Origin of the sequence: Paenibacillus sp. FSL R10-2778, assembly GCF_038593035.1 — a bacterium.
Lineage (GTDB): Bacteria > Bacillota > Bacilli > Paenibacillales > Paenibacillaceae > Paenibacillus_AQ > Paenibacillus_AQ odorifer.
The window spans coordinates 3957787-3977862 of the sequence record NZ_CP151956.1; the positions used below are offsets into that span (position 1 = coordinate 3957787).

Below are 20076 nucleotides of genomic sequence, written 5' to 3' on the forward strand. Positions count from 1 at the left end.
TTTGCCATAGTATAAGTTACTGTGTGCCGCCACCCTGATTGGAATTCAAAAAAAGTGGCCTTCTCTTTCGAGAGGACCACTAAGGTGTTCAATTATTTTTCCAAAAAAATATTAAGCGTCTAAATGCTGTACGTTAAATAATCGCGCATAACTACCCTCTATCGCCATCAGCTGTTCATGCGTACCCCGTTCAGTAATTTCACCATTCTCAAGTACGACAATCTGATCCGCATGTGTAATCGTTGACAGTCTATGCGCTACAATTAGTGTAGTACGTTCCGAAGAAAGAGACTGCAGCGCTTGTTGAATTAAATGCTCCGATTCCAGATCCAGCGCCGAAGTAGCTTCGTCTAATATAAGAACCTTCGGATCCTTGAGAAATACCCTTGCGATAGCAACCCGCTGCTTCTGTCCTCCGGATAGCTTAACACCACGTTCTCCCACTTCTGTCTCATAACCCAGTGGCAGCTGCTCAATAAAATCATGCGCATTGGCAGCTTTTGCTGCTGAAATGACCTCTTCTTCCGTGGCATTAGGATTACCGAACAAAATATTCTCACGCACAGATCCGCTGAATAAGAAATTATCTTGCAGGACCATGCCGACAGACCTTCGCAAGCTTTCCTGTGTTAATTCCTGTATATCATAACCATCCATTTGGAGGCTGCCTTTACTGATGTCATAGAATCTCGGGATCAAGCTTATAAGGGAGGACTTTCCTCCACCGCTCATTCCTACGAAAGCAATGGTCTGTCCGGGCTGAATACTCAGATTAATATCTTTTAAGACCCAATCATTCTCTTCGTTATATTTAAACCATACATTCTGAAAAGCAATCTCACCACGTGCATCCTTTAGCACTTTTGCTCCCGGCTTGTCTACAATATCATAAGGCTCATTCAGCAGCTCAAGCACCCGTTCAAGAGAAGCAGAGGCTTGCGTAAGCACCGTCGAGGAATTAATCAATCTCCGCAGCGGGGAATACATCCGGTCCAGATAGCCAAAGAAAGCTACAAAGGTACCTACTGTCAAATTTCCATGAATGACCTGATAACCACCATATCCGATGACCAAAAGAGGTGCTATATCCGTTAATGTATTAATAATTGCGAAGGTCATAGCATTCCAGCGGGTTTGCGCCATCGCTTTTTTAAGAAAGTTACCGTTGATGTCCTCAAACTGCTTCTGATCCACTTTTTCCATCGTAAAGCTGCGGATGATTGATATCCCTTGAATCCGTTCATGGAGATAACCTTGAATGCCAGCCAGAGCTTGGGAACGATCTTTTGTTAACAGCTTAAGCCGCTTATACAATTTGTTAACTGCAATTGCGTAAAAAGGTAATACCGAGATAGACACGAGCGCCAGCACCGGATTTAAATAAAACATAAATCCCAAAGCAAAAACTAGTGTGAACGTGTCGAGCCATACATTCATCATGCCGACTTCGACCAAATTTTTGGTCTGCTCAACATCGTTAATAAATCTGGAGATGGCTTCTCCCACCTTGGTATTCTGATAATACCGCAGTGACAGCCGCTGTAAATGACTGTAAAGCTTATTTCGCATATCAAACAACACTTTACTTGTGATAAGCTGAGCAAAGTATTGGCGATAATACTCTACGGGCCCTCTTACGATAACAAATAAAATTAAGGCACCACCCAGAATAAGCATCAAATGTGATACCCGTTCCTCAATCCCCATGCTCGGGTTCATTAGGAGGTCATCGACCACGTATTTCAGAATCATTGGCAGTGTTAGCGGAATACTGAATTTGATCATGCCGATAAACAGCGTAAACACAATCAATTTCATATAAGGTCGTACAAAAGTAAAATATGATTTCCATTGCTTCACAGGAATATTCTGTCCCTTCTCTTTAGTGAGTTGCTAAGTACAGTTGACTTTTGCTCTCTACAGTGTTTTTATAATTTTAGATCATAAGTACAATTGCAGTACCGAACTTCAGGAGGATAACGATGTCTAGACAATTTGTGACGGAAGCCGTCATGATGGCGATTTACGGCCAGCTTCTCGTATCGAGCAGCCCTGTAGAATATATAGTGCCTTATACTACCGTGATGGAACTATACGAACTGCGAGACAGCGATGATCCGTTGATGAACCGTCCGGACGACGACAAGCATGTTAAGTTGAAGATTAGTGAGCTCATTGCTTATTTTGAAGAACCGCTCAACGCGAAGAAGATCAACCGCTGTTTAGCTGTGCCTTGGGCGAAAAGCTCAGGTATTCTCCTTGGCGGGCAATCCAAAATCACCATCATTAACAGTATGGATACCGCTGTCTACGGTGAGATGTTCGATCCCATCGAAACAGAGCTTCTGCTGTCCTCACAACGTGAGAAAGTACCTATCCTAACGGATCAATTTGAATTGATTCAACGGATCATCGAGGGTGGAGTTCCAGTTCAGGTGTACGATATTGACGACTTCGACTTCGCTCTGGAGGAAGAAACCTCTCGCAATTTGCACTGATAACACCTATGTATTTCCAACTGGAATACCCTCATTTTAAAGACAGCATTTGAAAAGCCCCTGCCTTTTGGCAAGGGCTTTTCCTGATTAAAATAAACAATCATTAAGACAACTATACCTGCACTTCGCCGGATACCGGCTTTGGTTCGTACTTATATTCAATGTCATCCTCTGACTCAGAGTATACGATAGATAGGTCATAACCTTCCATATACCATAAGTCCTGCTCCTCCATATAGAACACAATATCATCCTGTTTGACCTGAATAGCTGGACGCCCAGGTGCTTCTGTAGCAATGCCCAGCGAAAAACCGGGGTGAAGTCCACCTCCCGAGCTATAACGGGGAAATAAACGAATATAGTCTCCATTCTTAAGGTCCAATTCTCTCTTAAACCAAGCTGCCGCTGCTTGACTAATTTCCATGTTCATTTCTCTCAGCTCCTTTGTATATTCTAATCATAACGAAAATAAGTCGATATTCAAACAACTTTATGCAATTAATGATTTCCCAATCCATTTAAAATTAAGTTTGACAAATTCGCGAACCGGATGATAAACTCTGAACATAACTAAACGTCTTCTAGTTATTACCAAATTAATGAAAGGGGTGAGCGCGGTGTTTACGAAGTTACAGCCATATTATTTTACTATTGTTGGAATTTTTACTCAACCGAATACCGAAGCAGCCCAAGTGATTAAGCCATCCTGAAGTTTTTGCGAGTCTTATGGACCGCATAACTTTAGTTCTTGAAGGTCTCTCACATGCTTGGTGCTGTAACGCACCGTGCGCATGATAGCTGTAAATTACAGGCATATCGTCCGTTTTCGGATGATATGCCTTTTTTGTTTGCTGAAGAGATAATCACTTGCGCTTTTATCAGCATCACAAGCAATCATTACAACCTGAAAGGAAGGGATTTACTTGTTCTCTGTTCTTCGCGATCTCGGCTGGTTTTTTCGCCGAGAAAAAAGGCGTTACCTGATTGGACTCATATTACTCATAGGTGTGGGCGTTCTTGAATTACTCCCTCCACGTCTGCTAGGCAATGCCATTGACGACATAGTACGCGGTTCGATTACTACAGCATCGCTTGCCAAATATATCGGCATGATCTTTATTTTGCTGCTAGTTATTTATTGGATTACCTACATATGGATGCACAAACTTTTCGGAGGTTCCAACCTTGTTGAGCGCCTGCTGCGCTCCCGATTTATGAATCATCTTATGACTATGACACCTTCGTTCTTCGAAAAAAATAGAACTGGTGACCTCATGGCCCGGGCAACCAATGATATCAGAGCCGTCTCAGCTACCGTAGGATTCGGGATGCTTACACTGGTGGATTCTACAATCTACCTTACGGTTGTGCTGTTTGCGATGGGCTTTCTCGTAAGTTGGAAGCTGACCCTTGCAGCAGTATTACCATTACCCCTAATTGCAATAGCTATGATTTTTTATGGTAAAGCTATTCATGATCGGTACAGCTTAGCGCAGGATGCGTTCGGAGATATGAATGACCAAGTGCTCGAATCTGTCTCTGGTGTGCGCGTAATCCGTGCTTATGTCCAAGAGCGTCTTGATGAAAAACGTTTCTCGGATATTACTGAAGATGTTTACAACAAAAATATGGCCGTAGCTCGTGTCGATGCTTTCTTCGAACCAACCATCCGCTTCTGTGTCGGACTCAGCTACATTATTGGTCTTACTTATGGGATTTACCTTGTATTCCGCAATCAGATCACACTGGGTGATCTAGTCTCCTTTAATATGTACCTCGGTATGATTGTATGGCCGATGTTCGCTATTGGAGAATTGATCAACATTATGCAGCGTGGTGGAGCTTCCCTCGAACGTATCGACGAGACGTTAAACTCCAAACCCGATGTTCAAAATGCTGCCCATCCCGTACAAGTTCCCCACCCTACTCGAATCGAGCTTAACGATGTGACTTTCCGTTATCCTTCTTCGACGATAGACAATCTAACCCATGTAAACTTAACCCTGAACCAAGGGCAGACATTAGGTGTAGTCGGGCGTACAGGAAGCGGGAAATCAACACTGCTCAAACAATTGCTCCGCGAATATCCGACAGGTAATGGAGAAATCCTTATCTCTGGTGTGCCTATTCAACAGATTTCCCTGGATCAGCTGCATAGCTGGATGGGTTATGTTCCACAAGAGCAAATCCTTTTCTCCAAATCCGTTCGGCAAAACATTCAGTTTGGTCTAGACAACGCCGATGACGATACGATTATGCAAGCCATTACAGCTGCCGCTTTCCAGAACGACCTGGGCACATTGTCCGATGGTCTGGATACTCTGGTGGGTGAACGTGGTGTTTCCCTCTCCGGTGGACAAAAGCAACGTGTCTCTCTGTCCAGAGCTTTTATCGCTAATCCAGATATCCTTATTCTGGACGATGCCTTATCAGCCGTTGACGCTCGTACTGAAGCTCAGATTATCGACAATATCCGGAATGAACGTGCCGGAAAAACCACATTAATCTCTACTCATCGTCTCTCTGCCGTCCAACATGCCGACATGATTGTTGTACTGGATAACGGACAAATTGTTGAGCGAGGTACACATCAGGAACTATTGGATTTGAATGGCTGGTACCGTGAGCAATATGATCGGCAGCAAGTCGAAAATAACTTGTCAAATGATTAAACTACAACCATAAATAAACGAGCTACGACTACGCAAAACATTTTAGGAGGTGTCACGGTTGACACAAAGTACAGGCAAACGCCTGCTGGAATATGCATTGACCGCAAAGAAAACCTTTATCGCAGCCCTTCTGCTGCTTTCAATCGGGGTAGCGGCAGAGCTGGCAGGTCCATTTATAGCCAAAAGCATGATCGACAATCACATGCTGGCCATCGAGAAGCCCTATTTCAGCACCACGTCTCCCGATAAGGCGGCTGAATATAACAATAGTTTATACAAACGCGGCGATCGCTTTGAGCCCGGTGAAACTAAAGGCCAAGAAATTCGTGTTCTTCAAGCAGGGAGAAGTTTCTATTTTATTAACGAAGCTGTAACACAGCCTGACGGTGAACGAAAGTTCATCGATGGAGAGATGCATATCACCCGTGGTGATAACGAAGTTATCTATCCCGCGGTTAAGCTCTCGGCAGATGAGCTGTTCGCTTTTTACAAACCCGAGCTTCCTGGGATCTATCAGTTGGTCGGAATGTATGCTATTTTTCTTGTAATCTCCATCTTTGCTGAATTCGGAAAAACCTACTGGCTGCAATCTTCGGCGAATCAGGTAATCCGGAAGCTGCGGACAGATGTATACGCGCATATCCAGCGACTACCCGTTCATTTTTTTGACAATTTGCCTGCTGGTAAGGTAGTGTCGCGGGTTACAAATGATACCGAGGCGATTAAGGATCTATTCATTGCGGTCCTCTCCAATTTCAGCACCGGTATTATCAATATAACTGGCGTGTATATCGCTCTGTTCTTACTTGATGTCCGTCTGGGTCTGATCAGCTTGTTCATTGTACCTATTCTTGTGCTGTGGATCGTGCTCTATCGCAAAATTGCGACCAAATACAATACGATCATTCGCTCACGTCTAAGTGAAATTAACGCCATTATTAATGAATCGATTCAGGGGATGTCAATCGTCCGGATATTCCGCCGTCAGAAGCAGCTTAGTGCAGAATTTGAGAACCTGAACGATGATTACTTGAAATATCAGAATAAAATGTTAAATCTGAATGCTTTCACGTCCCACAATCTGGTGAACTCACTACGCAGTCTCTCTTTTGTGATGGTGCTTTGGTATTTCGGACATGGCAGTATTACTGGTTCAACCTTTGTATCCTTAGGCGTTCTGTATGCCTTTGTCGATGTGCTCGGACGTTTGTTCCAGCCTATCACAGGTATGGTGAACCAGTTGGCGAACCTGGATACTTCTATGGTATCTGCGGGACGTGTGTTTACGCTTATGGATGAACCTGGAGAGAATGTTACGGACGGCTCCATGCCACGCTACAAAGGGAAAGTGGAATTTAAGAATGTATCTTTTGCTTATAAAAAAGACTACGTCCTGCGCGATATCTCCTTTGAAGCACGCCCGGGTGAAACTGTCGCTCTTGTAGGTCATACGGGTTCCGGCAAAAGCTCAATCATCAATCTGCTGTTCCGGTTCTATGATCCACAAAAAGGCGATATTACGATTGACGGTCAAAAGGTTACGGATATTCCGAAGCAGTGGCTGCGGAATCACATGGGCATCGTGCTGCAGGACCCGTACCTCTTCACGGGCACCATTGCTTCGAACGTCAGCCTAGGGGATGAACGAATTTCCCGTGAACGGGTAGAACGTGCTTTGCGTGAGGTTGGTGCGGATAAGTTACTCGCTCATCTTCCACAAGGATTTGATGAACCTGTCATCGAAAAAGGAAGTACTTTATCTGCGGGTCAGCGGCAATTGATTTCTTTTGCGAGAGCTCTCTCCTTTGACCCAGCTATTCTCATTCTAGATGAAGCTACCTCCAACATCGATACAGAAACGGAAAGCGTCATTCAGGATGCGCTGGAAGTTCTCAAAAAAGGACGCACCACTTTCATCATCGCTCACCGCTTATCCACGATTCGCAGTGCAGATCAGATTCTAGTCCTGCATCACGGAGAGATCGTAGAACGCGGCAGCCACGATGAACTGATGGCGCTTGGCGGAAGATACTTCCGTATGTACCAGCTGCAAGTAGGTGCTGCTGCTAACAGCTCTGGCGATAACGCTGGCGCAAGCAACCGTCCAGCACTCGGAAACTTGCAACCCTCTCTTGAGAAAATGTAATTTACAACCCTGAGTCACTTCATTGTGATTCAGGGTTTTTTCCTGCTTGATCTTAGAACAGATGTTCTGTATTATGGAAATTAATACATAACCTTGGAGGAGCAAACGATGCTTACTTATAATTTGACTAAGAAACAAGCCAGGCTTTTTCTGCTATCTCATCAAAAGTTAACTGCTGGAGCTATCCCTTCTGGAAAACTTAGTATTTATGACTATGTTCGTCACGTAGGCTGCATCCAATATGACCCCCTTAATATCGCTGGCCATAATCATGAGCTGGTCCTCCAGGCACGGATTCCGGGATTTACGCCAGAACTGGTCCAAGAGCTTCTGTATAAAGACAGGTTGCTCGTTGATGGCTGGGACAAGAACATGTCAATTTATTGTACAGAGGATTGGCCTTATTTTAAGCGGAGAAGAACAGCTGCTGCCTCCCACCATCAGGCTAATGAACCTGTAATGGTCGCTGTAGCACAGGTTCGTGAAGAGCTTCAGAAGCGTGGTCCTCTCTCCTCTCTGGATTTAGACGGAAAGGAAAAAGTAGATTGGGCTTGGGCTCCGACAAGATTATCACGAGCTGCAATGGAAAGCATGTACTTTTGGGGAGAGATTGTTGTCCACCATCGTGTACATACCCGGCGATATTATGATTTCGCTGAACGTTTGTTACCCTCAGAGCTGCTGAGTTCAGCCGATCCAAATGTCACGGAAGAACAATTTCATGATTGGTATGTGTTACGTAGAATAGGAAGTATCGGCTTGTTATGGAATAAATCTGGAGACGGATGGCTGGGCATATCCGGACTGAAGAGCAAAGAGCGTGCGGCGGCGATTCAGAGATTGCTAGAGAAGGATAGTCTCAGAAAAGTTTGGGTCGAGGGGATTAAGGTTCCGCTTTATATCCGCAGTATAGATGCTCCAACCTTGGAGTTTGTGATGCTGCAAGAATCCGAAGAGACTGGGCTTCAACCACGTGATTCATTTGCGGCTGTTTTGGCTCCGCTGGATAATTTGTTGTGGGAACGTGAGCTGGTTCGGCAATTATTCGGATTTCATTACCGCTGGGAGGTCTATAAGCCGGCAATAGAACGAGAATATGGTTACTATGTACTGCCTATATTATATAATGATCGTTTTGTTGGCAGATTTGAACCGGTGATGGATAAGAAGAGTCAAACATTGAATATTAACAATTGGTGGTGGGAACCTGGAGAAAGCCTAACACCGGAGATGATTCCGGCATTAGGCGAAGCTTTAACTGCACTCTCTCGCTGTGTTAGAGCTTCTTCGGTTCATTTTAGACCAGAGGTTGTAACAGCTTGCGGATTAGAAGGATTATTACAATAAGTTTTCCTCCTCTAATCCAAGTTTCGTGAACATTTCTGTGCAGTAGCCTTGCAGTTTAACTTCAAGTCTACTTGCTTTATTTTTAAAACGTTTCAGCTCCCGAATCATTTTAGCCCTTCCGGCAGGCGTAAAGGTTTCCTGTATACGCTCTTTAAAGTAATCATGAACGATGTAATTACGTTGTTTCCACACTTCCTCCAACTGAGCGGTTTCTTGCTCCGAGAAAGGAAAATGATGTTGGATTTCTTTGATGAGTTGGCCGAGTGAATTGCTGAGTTTTCGCTGATAAAGGTCTGTCAGATCTGCTTCTGTTGGCGTTTTTCCTTGTGATAGCTTAGTAAGCAATAGCAAGTTGGTAAGCTGCTGCTCGAGGGCCTGTCCATAATAAACTGCCAGTCCAAAATAGGCGAATAACTCTTTTGATTGTTCACTCTCAGGTACATATGTATCCTTCATCTTTTCCCCCACTTCTGTATCCTTGTTCCTTTTATCTATACAAGTTATGTTTTGTTGTAATCCCTCTGTCTTGATCTGTACAAATAAAAACCGATAAGCAGTGTTATATATACTAATGCTTGTGCAAAGGAACCTAACAACTCCGCTAATGACAATGTATCAGCTTTCATCATGGCCTCCATTACAGGAGTTACTGGCGGCAACAACCAGATCAAAAAATGAAATATACCAGGCAAACTTTCGCTGATTTGTGCTCCGCCCAGTGATAGTATAACGATAGCTAACAACATACCTGTCGCATGACTGCCTTTTTGAACCCAAGAAGATTGAAAGAATAGGGCAATAGCCACACCAAGCATACCCAATAATCCATGTCCTATGAGCGCGAGAATTAACCGATATCCCCCGGGTGATTCTGCAAAATGACCCGTTACCCAAGGATAAAGGACAATCAATAGATCTAGCAGCAGCGTTAGAAATGCAAGCGTTAAGATACCACCTGCACTATGTTTAGCCGCACTTCGCATGTGAACAACTGCAATCTGCCGATGAACAGCGTGCTCATGATTCAAAAAACTAAGACTCATCCAAGCGCAGCTTATAAAGAGCATTACTGCTGTAGCGGCATAGCTATTCATAACTGGATTGGGCTTATAAGAATACAATATCAAGACTGCAATCACAATCCCTGCTAACGGGCCGAAATAACGCTGAGATCGAGTATAACTTCGCAGCATGTAAACGATAAACGGATACACGTAAGACCCCCTGTTCAACTCCTAGGATTCATCCATTTTTCTAAGTCATGCGATCCTCCGCGAGGTTCTACCGATTGTATTGAACCACCCGACTCCAAGATAACCCGCAAAAAAGTATCTGATTCTGAACTTGTTACTGTCAACGCCGTACGTTCTATGTTACAACTATCCTTAAACGTATTTATTGAAATGAAACCTGCCATTTCCTTCAATTGCTGCAGTTTCTGAATCGACAGATTAGACAATAGTATGTATGTAGAGGGTTTTATGTTTAGCTTCTCTGACCCCTGAATTGACTTTACAATTTTCCCTTCATGTATCACATGAACCTGATCCGCAAGCAATTCAATCCATTGGGGTTCATGTACAGAGAAGACTATAGCAGTCCCCTTATTTCTCAAAACGATGAGAAGATCAGCTAACTTATTCATTGAGGGGAGATCAAGGCCCGACATAGGTTCATCAAGAAGCAGCAACGAGGGACTTCCCAACAAGCTTTGAATCAAATTAATTTTTTGCAGCATTCCTTTGGAGAAATTTAGCATCGACTGCTTGCGAAAGTGCTCCAGTTTAAAAAGTTGAAATAACGTTGTTAGCTCCTGTTCGATCCGGACTGGCGCAAGGCCGCTAATCTGACCCATACTTCGCAAGTACTGTTCTGGGGTCAGCTTCAACCCTGGAAACATCTCAGGTGCATAACCAATTCTCAGATTTGGATCCTTACAACTCAGCTTTCCTGAGGAAATGTGGACAAGTCCAGCTAAGATTGACAACAGGGTACTTTTGCCGGATCCGTTTCGTCCGATCAGAGCTGTTACAGTTCCCTTTTCAATAGTGAACGATACATCCTCCAATACGGGTCGGCGTCCATACTGTTTACTGATCTGCTCTAATTCAATTAGGGAAGTAGCAACACCTATACTACCGCCGGCAAAGTTACGATCTACTAAGTTCGCCACTTAACATTCTCCCTTCATATCTACTGTTAATTCTCCGGTTCCCTACGAATTTCCTCTTCTAGGAATCAAAAAAAAGAAAGAACTGCCATAGCAGCCCTTTCTAAAATTTACTTTCAATCCAATATTTCTCCCCTTTTTTTCTACCAATAGCATGAATCAAACAGACCTGGATATAAAAAACCAGACTATTGCTATATTTCTACAGCAACAATCTGGCTATTAGTTCATATATGAGAGTTAAGTTATACGATTTACGCATATACCTCAACAGCATCGCTAATCAAACGGCATGCCTCTGCAGCTTTACGGCAGGCATTAATACATTCTTGGCAGTGATTATGTATATGCTTGCTGCTCTCATCCGCGCATGCTTCACATATTTCTGCACATAGTTTTAAAATTCCAGATACAAACGGACTTTGACGGGTCATTGCTTGAATGGCATAAGAACAAATATCCGCACATTCACGATCGAGCCGCATGCTCTCACGAAGAGATGCAAGATCATATTCTTTTAGGCTTGAGACATAGCTGTAGTTACAGGCATTCATACTTTCGAGACAAGCGTCAATGCACTCCTGATATTGAATTCGGGTCATAGCCTTCAACCTCCTGCATTTTTAATGGTATGCCTTACTATTAACCTACAAGATTAGGAATGAACCACAGCTTCTTCTGAAGCAGAACGGATTACAGGCTTCTTTTGATCGTTCCAGGCCGAACTAAAATACGTCCTTCCATCTCCAGCAGCTTCGTGCGTAACTCACTGGATGAGAAATGTTCCCCGATAAATACAGCTACGTCTGGCACTTCGCCTTGAGGTGTGATTTTCATAAAATCAGCTTCACGGTAAGCATATTGAAAAAGAAAGCGACTGGAGGTGTCATTAAAGGTCACAATGCCTTTAGCCCTGTAAACATCACGCGGAAGCTCCTTGACGAACTGTTCAAAGGTTTCGCTGTTGACAGGTCGTTTGAAGTAATGTGTGTATGCCATCACGTGATCGTGGGAAGCGTGGGTGGCTCCTGAAGATTGCAGAGCTTCCTCATGCACATGGCTTTCGCTGTCGCTCTCTTCAAGCTGTGTATCCGTAAGAACTCCACCTGCGCTACGCAGGAGCTCCTCTGTGTCGATCTCACAACGCTCCGCTGGCATAATCGGTGCATAAGAATTCCATTTTCGCAGAACGGTTGTGATCTCTTCCGCTTCATCTGCTGAGACACGGTCAGTTTTATTCAGAATCAAAACAGAGGCGCAGCGAATTTGCTCCTGCATCAGTCGATAGGTTGCGCCCTGCTGCGCACGGTACAATTCGAGCAGATGCGCGGCGTCAACGACGGTGATCAAGCTTTTCAGCTCTACTTTTTGATACAGTGAAGTTTCGGTTACGCCATCTACAATTTCCAGCGGGTTCGCCGCACCTGTGGCCTCAATAACAACAACATCAGGTGATTCCTTCTTGATAAGAGTTGTTAGCTCTGTGCTGAGATCCCCTCGAATAGAACAGCAGATACAGCCGCCGAGCAGCTCTGCCATAGGAACGGTTTGCTCAACCAGCAGCCCATCCAGATTCACTTCACCCAGCTCATTCATCACTACTGCCGGGCGTAAGCCCTGATCTTTCCAATGTTCCAGCAGGCGCTGCAGCAGGGTAGTTTTGCCGCTTCCCAGAAATCCTGACAATATATACACAGGTACAACCTGTTCCATGATTCATCGCTCCTTGCAAATTACGGGTATGGTAGCGAGTTTACTACATGATGCCAAAGCACGCAAGCGGCACCCCTATATCCTCAAAAGATTAGCGCTGGATAACGAAACTTGTCTTTGCTTCCCCCATACCCTATCATGAGAACATCTCTAATTTAGGAGCTGATCTCATTGTCATCCGTTGAAGAACATCGGAAGGAAGCACCACAGTCCGTGTCCTGCTATATCATTACCGTCTCAGACACCAGAACTACTGAAACAGATACCGGTGGAGCTTTAATCCAATCCATGCTTGAGGCTGCCGGTTATGAAGTTATAGGCCGTACCATTATCAAAGACAACTATCAAGACATTCGTGAACTACTCTATAAAAACGCTGATCACACTGGAGTTGAAGCCGTACTGCTCACGGGTGGAACAGGAATTTCTCCCCGTGATACCACCTACGAAGCAGTTTCATCCTTGCTGGATAAAACGCTGCCGGGCTTCGGTGAGATTTTTCGAATGTTAAGCTACACAGAGGATATAGGTTCGGCGGCAATCCTTAGTCGAGCAATTGCAGGTACGATTGGCAACACAGCTATTTTTTCTATGCCCGGCTCCACTGGAGCCGTTAAATTGGCTATGGAACGGCTAATTATCCCGGAGCTTCGTCATGTAATGCGAGAGATATACAAACAATAATCCCACCCATTTTTTTATAAACTAGACAAATAACCAAGCATACCTTTGTTCTGTGCGTATAATACGGTAAGTTCACACACAAAGGAGCTGAAGGAAATGTCAGAAGAATGTCCAAAATGTCCGGCCCAAACTGTCACTGACCCACCTAAGGTGGTTTATCAAGATTATTACCACCCTCAAGTTGTGAATGTTATTCACCCGGTAGAAATCGTTAGACGCCATCACTGTGTCCCAGTTCCTCGCCATTGCTACACCTATTCTGTTAAAGATATCATGTGCGATAACTCCATGATGCCTAGAGGCAGAAGATAAAACTCTACTTCATAACTCTATTAAAAGAATCCTATAAGTGAGAGAAACATCCATGTCCAACACATGGAGATGTGCTCTCGCTTTTTTCTGCATAAAAGATTTGACAATCCTGACCATTCCCCCTATAATTTTGAACACTTTACGCGAAAGTGGTTTTTGATTAACCAAACAGTTAATCGGAAAGGAAAGAGATGAGCTCACTCCAAACTTTAAATCGAAAGATCAAAACGGTCGTCAGTCCTTTTCATGAGTTATTATGCAGTCTGCATGTCTTCCATCAACCAGAACACCATCCAACAAGATTACAATGGGCTTTGGAGCTCAAGAAAAGAATGCCTCTTGCTCTACAGGAGAACATCCACACACTTGGGCAGTTGTCAGAACGTTGGATCGCTCTGCTAGATTTACCGGACCGTATGGGTGTCCCTATTTCTTGCAATCAAGGAATCACCCTACTCAAAAAACTTCCGGATGCAGAGCTAGTGTATCTATTTATGAATCAAGAAATTGCACTAAGTACCATAGTCGAATGGCTGAATGAATCGGAAAGCATACGTTCGCTGATGAAGTTGAGTGGAAACGTGAAGTACCTGATAAACAATCTGGCTAGTGTTCGCAAGCTGTTAATCTCAACATTAATTACATACGAACATGATTATTTCGGGCAGGAATGGGACTATATTGAACCATTTATGAACATCTCAGCCGCTCAGTTTCAAGACTTAGCCAGTCGTTTCCCGGAAAAGGCACTAAATACGCTCCACCCACGCCTCCTCTCAGAGAACGGGACTCTGACAGTACAAAAGGCTGTAACGTATTACTTTCCTTATGACCAGCTTGGACAAGTGTACGTTTTTCCTTCTACATTCATATTTCCGCATCTGCTTGTTGGCTGGTTCGAAGACACTTTATTTTTGCCTCTCACGGTGGATGTTCCCGGTCTTGCCTTTAGTGAGGGACCGCCGAGTGACCTGTTGCGCCAACTCAAAGCTTTAAGTGATGATACGCGGATGCGAATTCTGAAACTGCTGTGGAAAGGGCCGCATTGTACCAAGCAGCTTGCGCCAATATTGGGTATTTCTGAAGCTGCGGTCTCTAAACAGCTAAAACAACTAAGTGAAGCAGGATTTACCCAATCACAGCGAAAAGGGAATTATTTATTTTATTCAGTGAACAAAGAAGTCTTTGATAATCTGCTCATCCTGCAAAGGCAGTACCTTGAACAATGAGGTTAATGAAAGGTGTGAGTACATATGTGGCATATCGCTATCGCAACCCTAAAAAGAAACCAAAAATCTAATCTTAGAGCCTTTCCCTGGACCTTTACATTCGGGCACATTATTGATGGAGTTTATCTAGTCATCATCTCTTATTTTTCTTATGTGTATCTAATCAAAGGGGATATAGATTCAAAATTTGCTATCTATAGTGGCAGTGAGGACTATCTGACCTATGTAATTATTGGAGGTATGCTCAGTATATTTTCCGTCAGTATGATGATGAATGTATCCAGGGCACTTATTACCGAATGGAGGGAAGGTACACTTGAGGCACTGTTGCTCTCTCCTTCAAGCCGGAGCGGTTATTTTCTAGGAAACGCAGTCCAGCAGTTGTATCGAAGTGGTGCGGAATTGCTGGTAGTTCTCTTCTTTGGCCTTTTAGCAGGACTTCGACTCCCCTCAGTTGACTTCCTATCTGTCTTCGTGGGAATTTTGCTATTTTTACTATCGTGTTATGCGATGGCGCTGGTGCTAGGAAGCATTATGCTATATACAAGGGACACCTTCATTGTGCAAAATACTCTATTTACGCTAACTGCTCTACTGTGTGGATTTCAGTTTCCAAGGCAATACTTGCCTGACTACTTGCAGGTTATAGGTGAGATTTTCCCATTGACCTATGCGCTACAACTCCTTCGAGGCTCGCTGCTAACTGGAGAAGCAATACGATTACCTGGCATATGGCCAATCATACTGCTTAGTGTTGTATACATAACGGTTGGTCAATGGACAAACCGGCGCATAGAGCGCGGGTTGTTCGAACGATTCTAAAACCTTGGAGGAGTGAAACCATTGATTAATATGCATGAAGTTACTAAGATTTACGAGAGCAAACATAAACTGAGCTGGTTCCGTTCGGAAAAAAGATCAGTGACAGCAGTGAAATCACTATCTTTAGATATCGCTGCGGGGGAAATCGTAGGTCTTCTCGGTCTAAATGGCGCTGGAAAAACCACTACAATACGTATGCTTTCTACTCTCCTAGAGCCAACCTCCGGCAGTATTGAAGTCGATGGAATGTTACTACACAAGAATCGACAGGCCATTCAGCAAAAAGTAAATATGATCGCCGGAGGAGAACGAATGTTGTACTGGCGGCTCACTGGGAGAGAGAATCTTGAATACTTCGGTAAACTCTATGGAATGAACAGCCCTCACATCGCTAGAGAAGCAGAACGTCTTCTGGAGGAAGTAGGTTTGACCCAAGCTGCTGACCAACCCGTTGAACAATATTCTAAAGGGATGAAGCAACGGCTGCAAATCGCCCGCGGACTTATCAACGACCCACAATACTTATTTCTAGATGAGCCCACACTTGGCCTTGATGCCCCTATTGCCAGGCAGCTTCGCAGTACGATAAGAAAGCTTGCACTGGACAGTGGAAAGGGTATCCTTCTGACCAGCCATTATTTACAGGAGGTCGAAGAACTATGTGACCGAGTTTATGTACTGAATCGAGGCGAGCTTCTGCTCTGTGACAAACCTGAGCGGATTGTCCATCAGGTTGCAGGCTCGCAAACTGCTCATTTAGAGGTTACAGGCTGGCATGAATCACTTCGTCCCAAGCTACTAGAGCATCTACGAACATTTACTCAGCCTGCGGAATTAATGGGTGTCTGCGCAACAGAAAAACTAGAACTTCAAAATGATGGACTGCAGCGCATTTCTGTAAAGACACCTTCGGCTGATAGAATCATTACAGAGCTGCTGCCATGGACTACTGAGCAGGGGCTTAGCATTAAAAGCTTCGCATCCGAAAAACCTACTTTGGAGGATGCGATTATCCTCCTTTCGGAAGGAAGGGTATCATGAACTTACATAGCTTATGGTTTACCCTTAGCGCGGAGATCACTAAGCAGCATCGAAATAGAGTTAAGGGACGCGCAGTGTTTTTTTCACTTCTACTCTGGCCGGCGCTCACCTTTTTAACCACCTACTTTACTATGCAGCCCTTTAGAACCGGAGCAGGATCAGCACTTTCAAAAGTAATACCAGATGGACGGATTCCCCTTTTTCTGCTGAGCGGATATCTCGTCTTTCAGTTATACTGGACGGTTGTGCAAGCCGCATGGTTATTCGAACAAGAACGCAAAGGGGGTACACTTGAGGTAGTGTTCCTAACGCCAGCGTCAAAAATGGCCTTCCTGTATGGACGTTCCGTATATTCACTATTTCACGGAATATGGATGTTCGCTTGCTTCTCCATTCTGACTTTCATTTTTCTTGCGGACGTAACGCCTGTTAACTGGGGCGCCTTAATACCTGTATTAATACTTATCATGATATCAGCGGTTATATGGGGAGCTTTGCTGTGTGCGATATCTCTCTTCTCAAGGGATTCAGGGCTACTCTATTACATCTTTCAAGCACCAATGGAGCTGTTTGGCGGGGTTCGTATTCCACCAGCAGTATTCCCAGCATGGGCAACGGGTTTATCCCTTCTGTTTCCACTCACATATAGTCTGGTTCTTGTGCGCGGGGCGTTATACGATAATATCGGTACTAGCTGGTGGTGGGCTCTCGGCGCTTTAATCGTAGGTAGTGCTTGTCTTGTCATTTGTACCCGCTATCTTCTGGTTAGAGCAGAGCAACATGCAAGAGTAAAAGGAAACTGGACTTTATTCTAACTGTAAATGACCAAGTCTTTAACACATAGGACCTAAGAGACGTTATTTGCTGGTTTTTTAGCTTTTTCAAAAGTTTCGCGGACTCCAGTGACACTATTCCTTCAAAAAGGGTTCATTTTGGGAGTTTTAGGGCCGATAACTGCTATGGAGTCCGTTAGAATTCCAAATGGGAAAGAAAGCTGTGTTTAAGGTCAGTGGTGTCCGAAAACTGCTTCTTACGCGCAAATGCTCCCTAATCACAAAAAAACCCGGCAGACAAATCTGCCGGGTTATTTCATATTTTATATACTGGAGATAGACACAGCTTATAAGTCAGGATGTTCATGTTTTGCCTTGAGACGATTCCAACGGCGCTCAACTTCTTCTTCGAAGCTGTGTAAAGCTGGCTCATTCTCAGGTTTCAACAAATGACGAGTTTTACCCATTGTCTTCAGCCATGCTGAGAGCTCAACACGTTTGCCCTTATCTTCAGGATTATATGTGATATTCGTAGAACCATGCTCTACTTCATATAACGGGAAGAAGCAAGACTCAACAGCTAATGATACGATGTTCGTGCCTTCCTTATCATCAGACATCCAGTTTAGCGGACATGCGATCAGGATTTTACCATACACCAAACCTTCGTTTTGTGCGTACCACTGTGCTTTTGCCGCTTTTTTCACCAGATCCTGCGGATAAGCCTCCGAACCCGTGAAGACATAAGGAATGTTAGTAGCCGCCATAATTTGTGCTGTATCTTTGTGCTGAGTAACTTTACCTTGCTGCTGCTTGCCGATACTGGAGGTTGAAGTACGGTGACCCAGTGGTGTCGAATAGGACTGCTGTGCTCCAGTATTCATGTAACCCTCGTTATCGTACTCTACAATAATCATTTTGTGACCACGCAGTGCAGCTCCAATTGCCGGTCCCATCCCGATGTCCATACCGCCATCTCCGGTTACCATAACAAACGTAAAGTCCTCTTTAAGCCCTAGTCCATCCAGCTCACCGCGACGTTTGCGTTCCCAGAACATCTCTACGACACCGGACAAGGTAGCCGCTCCATTTTGGAAAAGATTATGGATAAACGTTGATTTATGGGAGGAATACGGATACCCCGTAGTCGTTACCATGGCACAGCCTGTATGATAAAGTGCGACGATATCCCCTTCAATCCCTTTGAAGAAAGTCTCCAGTCCTGAGAAAATCCCGCAACCTGGACACGCACCATGCCCTGGGGAGAGCCGTTTAGGTTTCTTCGTCAAGCTGCGCAGTGGCGGAATCCGTACGCTTAATTTGCCTGTTGCTTCATCCTGTTTCACAGTGATTAACCCTGTCTTCAGTGAGTCAAAGTCCATTGGCTTCAGAAGACGTTGCGGAGCTTTATCTGGTGTACCCGGATTGTGGCCATAATAATCAAATGGTATGTCTACTCGATCTGCAGCAACAGCATCTATTGCTAATTGGAAAAAGGCATGACCATCTTCTGCGTAGAAGTCCTTACCACCCAAACCATAGATACGGCTAATTACTTTAGTCGTAGTGTTGCCATATGTGAACAGCGCTGCCTTGATTTCATTGACCATGTTACCACCATGTCCACCTACAGAATCTGCGCGGTCACCAACGGTGATTGCTTTAACATTTTTCAGTGCTTCAGCAATTTGCTTCTGCGGGAAAGGACGGATCATATTCGGCGAGATTGCACCGGCTTTGATCCCTTGCAACCGAAGCTGATCCACAACATCCTTAATAATCTCAGAGGCAGAATTCATCAAGAATACGGCTACTTCAGCATCTTCCATCCGATATTCCTCGATCATTGGATAATGACGTCCGGTTAACTCAGCAAATTCCTTCGCAATTTCTTCAAAAACTTCACCCGCATTGTACATAGCTACGGACTGCTGATAGCGATTGTTAATATAGTCAGGTTCGTTCATATAAGGACCAACCGTTACCGGATTATTGCGGTCTAAAGTATCGGTAAAGCCTGTTGGAGGTTGTGGTCCAACAAATTTATGAACATCCTCCCGATGAGTAAAAGCTTGAACGCGGCGTTTCTGGTGGGAGGTGAAATATCCATCTGAAGCCACCATTACCGGAAGACGAACTTTAGCATGTTCCGCAAGCTTCAATGCCATTAGGTTCATATCATAAACAGATTGTGGATCCCGGCACATTAAAATAGGCCAACCTGTATTCAAAGCAAAATACAAATCTGAATGGTCCCCGTGAATATTCAGCGGTCCAGAGATCGAACGGCAGATTAGATTCATAACCATAGGCATACGCGTACCAGCTTGTACAGGTAATTGCTCAAGCATGAACATATAACCTTGGGCACTGGTAGCATTAAAAACACGTCCGCCAGCCGTTGAAGCGCCATAACAGATTCCAGCAGAGCTATGCTCGCCATCTGACGGAATCAGCATAATATCATGCTGGCCATTCGCTTTCATCGTATCAAGAAATTGCGCTACTTCTGTCGATGGAGAAATCGGAAAATACCCCATTACATGATAATTAATCTGATGAGCAGCATAAGCCGCCATTTCATTGCCGGATTCATATAGGAATTTCTGCTCTACTTTAGCAGAGCCTACTTCTTTTTCATAATCTATAGCCACGTGTATTCCACCTTT

The 20076-nt window shown here is 44.3% G+C and carries 17 protein-coding genes; 9 read left to right on the forward strand and 8 right to left on the reverse strand.

Annotated elements, in window-relative coordinates:
* Positions 1–111 precede the first annotated feature (111 nt).
* On the reverse strand, positions 112–1860 hold the full coding sequence (locus tag NST40_RS17780; protein ID WP_076213460.1) for an ABC transporter ATP-binding protein: 1749 nt from the start codon (positions 1858–1860) through the stop codon (positions 112–114).
* Positions 1861–1982: 122 nt separating this feature from the next.
* Here NST40_RS17780 and NST40_RS17785 point away from each other — a divergent pair, with 122 nt between their 5' ends.
* Positions 1983–2498, forward strand: a complete 516-nt coding sequence (locus NST40_RS17785) for a hypothetical protein (protein WP_038571616.1) — start codon at positions 1983–1985, stop codon at positions 2496–2498.
* A 112-nt stretch (positions 2499–2610) separates the two neighbouring features.
* Here NST40_RS17785 and NST40_RS17790 read toward each other — a convergent pair whose 3' ends face one another.
* Positions 2611–2928 (reverse strand): HesB/YadR/YfhF family protein, encoded by a 318-nt coding sequence (locus NST40_RS17790; RefSeq protein WP_036688019.1) that lies wholly within the window; start codon positions 2926–2928, stop codon positions 2611–2613.
* Positions 2929–3421: 493 nt separating this feature from the next.
* On the opposite strand from NST40_RS17790, the gene NST40_RS17795 reads away from it, so the two are divergent.
* From NST40_RS17795 to NST40_RS17805, 3 genes are all read left to right on the forward strand, one after another.
* A complete protein-coding gene (locus NST40_RS17795) occupies positions 3422–5170 on the forward strand; it encodes an ABC transporter transmembrane domain-containing protein (RefSeq protein WP_076184456.1) in 1749 nt (582 codons plus the stop codon).
* Between the two features lie 58 nt (positions 5171–5228).
* Positions 5229–7316: an ABC transporter ATP-binding protein gene (locus NST40_RS17800; protein WP_076219221.1), complete on the forward strand. Its 2088-nt coding sequence runs from the start codon at positions 5229–5231 to the stop codon at positions 7314–7316.
* Between the two features lie 108 nt (positions 7317–7424).
* The gene (locus tag NST40_RS17805) at positions 7425–8663 is read left to right on the forward strand and encodes a winged helix DNA-binding domain-containing protein (RefSeq protein WP_342409803.1); all 1239 of its coding nucleotides are present in this window, start codon (positions 7425–7427) and stop codon (positions 8661–8663) included.
* Here NST40_RS17805 and NST40_RS17810 read toward each other — a convergent pair.
* The 5 genes from NST40_RS17810 to NST40_RS17830 all read right to left on the reverse strand — a co-directional run bounded on the left by NST40_RS17810 (position 8655) and on the right by NST40_RS17830 (position 12546).
* Entirely contained in the window at positions 8655–9119 is a 465-nt protein-coding gene (locus tag NST40_RS17810) for a hypothetical protein (protein WP_038571625.1), read from the reverse strand. The genes NST40_RS17805 and NST40_RS17810 overlap by 9 nt on opposite strands.
* A 44-nt stretch (positions 9120–9163) precedes the next feature.
* The gene (locus NST40_RS17815; RefSeq protein ID WP_076128327.1) at positions 9164–9877 is read right to left on the reverse strand and encodes a hypothetical protein; all 714 of its coding nucleotides are present in this window, start codon (positions 9875–9877) and stop codon (positions 9164–9166) included.
* Positions 9878–9891: 14 nt separating this feature from the next.
* Positions 9892–10836, reverse strand: a complete 945-nt coding sequence (locus NST40_RS17820; protein ID WP_342409804.1) for an ABC transporter ATP-binding protein — start codon at positions 10834–10836, stop codon at positions 9892–9894.
* A gap of 251 nt (positions 10837–11087) precedes the next feature.
* Entirely contained in the window at positions 11088–11435 is a 348-nt protein-coding gene (locus NST40_RS17825) for a four-helix bundle copper-binding protein (RefSeq protein ID WP_036688030.1), read from the reverse strand.
* 91 nt (positions 11436–11526) lie between these two features.
* A complete protein-coding gene (locus tag NST40_RS17830; RefSeq protein ID WP_076128306.1) occupies positions 11527–12546 on the reverse strand; it encodes a GTP-binding protein in 1020 nt (339 codons plus the stop codon).
* A gap of 165 nt (positions 12547–12711) precedes the next feature.
* Between NST40_RS17830 and NST40_RS17835 the strand changes: the two genes are divergently transcribed.
* From NST40_RS17835 to NST40_RS17855, 5 genes are all read left to right on the forward strand, one after another.
* Positions 12712–13230 (forward strand): molybdenum cofactor biosynthesis protein B, encoded by a 519-nt coding sequence (locus NST40_RS17835; protein ID WP_076128304.1) that lies wholly within the window; start codon positions 12712–12714, stop codon positions 13228–13230.
* Between the two features lie 503 nt (positions 13231–13733).
* Positions 13734–14771, forward strand: coding sequence for a metalloregulator ArsR/SmtB family transcription factor (locus tag NST40_RS17840; RefSeq protein WP_342409805.1), 1038 nt, complete (start codon positions 13734–13736; stop codon positions 14769–14771).
* A gap of 24 nt (positions 14772–14795) precedes the next feature.
* On the forward strand, positions 14796–15593 hold the full coding sequence (locus NST40_RS17845; RefSeq protein WP_342409806.1) for an ABC transporter permease: 798 nt from the start codon (positions 14796–14798) through the stop codon (positions 15591–15593).
* A 30-nt stretch (positions 15594–15623) separates the two neighbouring features.
* Positions 15624–16634 (forward strand): ABC transporter ATP-binding protein, encoded by a 1011-nt coding sequence (locus NST40_RS17850; RefSeq protein WP_342410910.1) that lies wholly within the window; start codon positions 15624–15626, stop codon positions 16632–16634.
* The gene (locus NST40_RS17855) at positions 16631–17449 is read left to right on the forward strand and encodes an ABC transporter permease (protein WP_342409807.1); all 819 of its coding nucleotides are present in this window, start codon (positions 16631–16633) and stop codon (positions 17447–17449) included. Before NST40_RS17850 ends, NST40_RS17855 begins: the two co-directional genes overlap by 4 nt.
* Before the next feature lie 305 nt (positions 17450–17754).
* On the opposite strand, the gene NST40_RS17860 is transcribed toward NST40_RS17855, so the two are convergent.
* Positions 17755–20061 carry a thiamine pyrophosphate-dependent enzyme gene (locus NST40_RS17860; RefSeq protein ID WP_076128294.1) on the reverse strand — a complete coding sequence of 769 codons (2307 nt, stop codon included), beginning with the start codon at positions 20059–20061 and terminating at the stop codon, positions 17755–17757.
* Positions 20062–20076 lie beyond the last annotated feature (15 nt).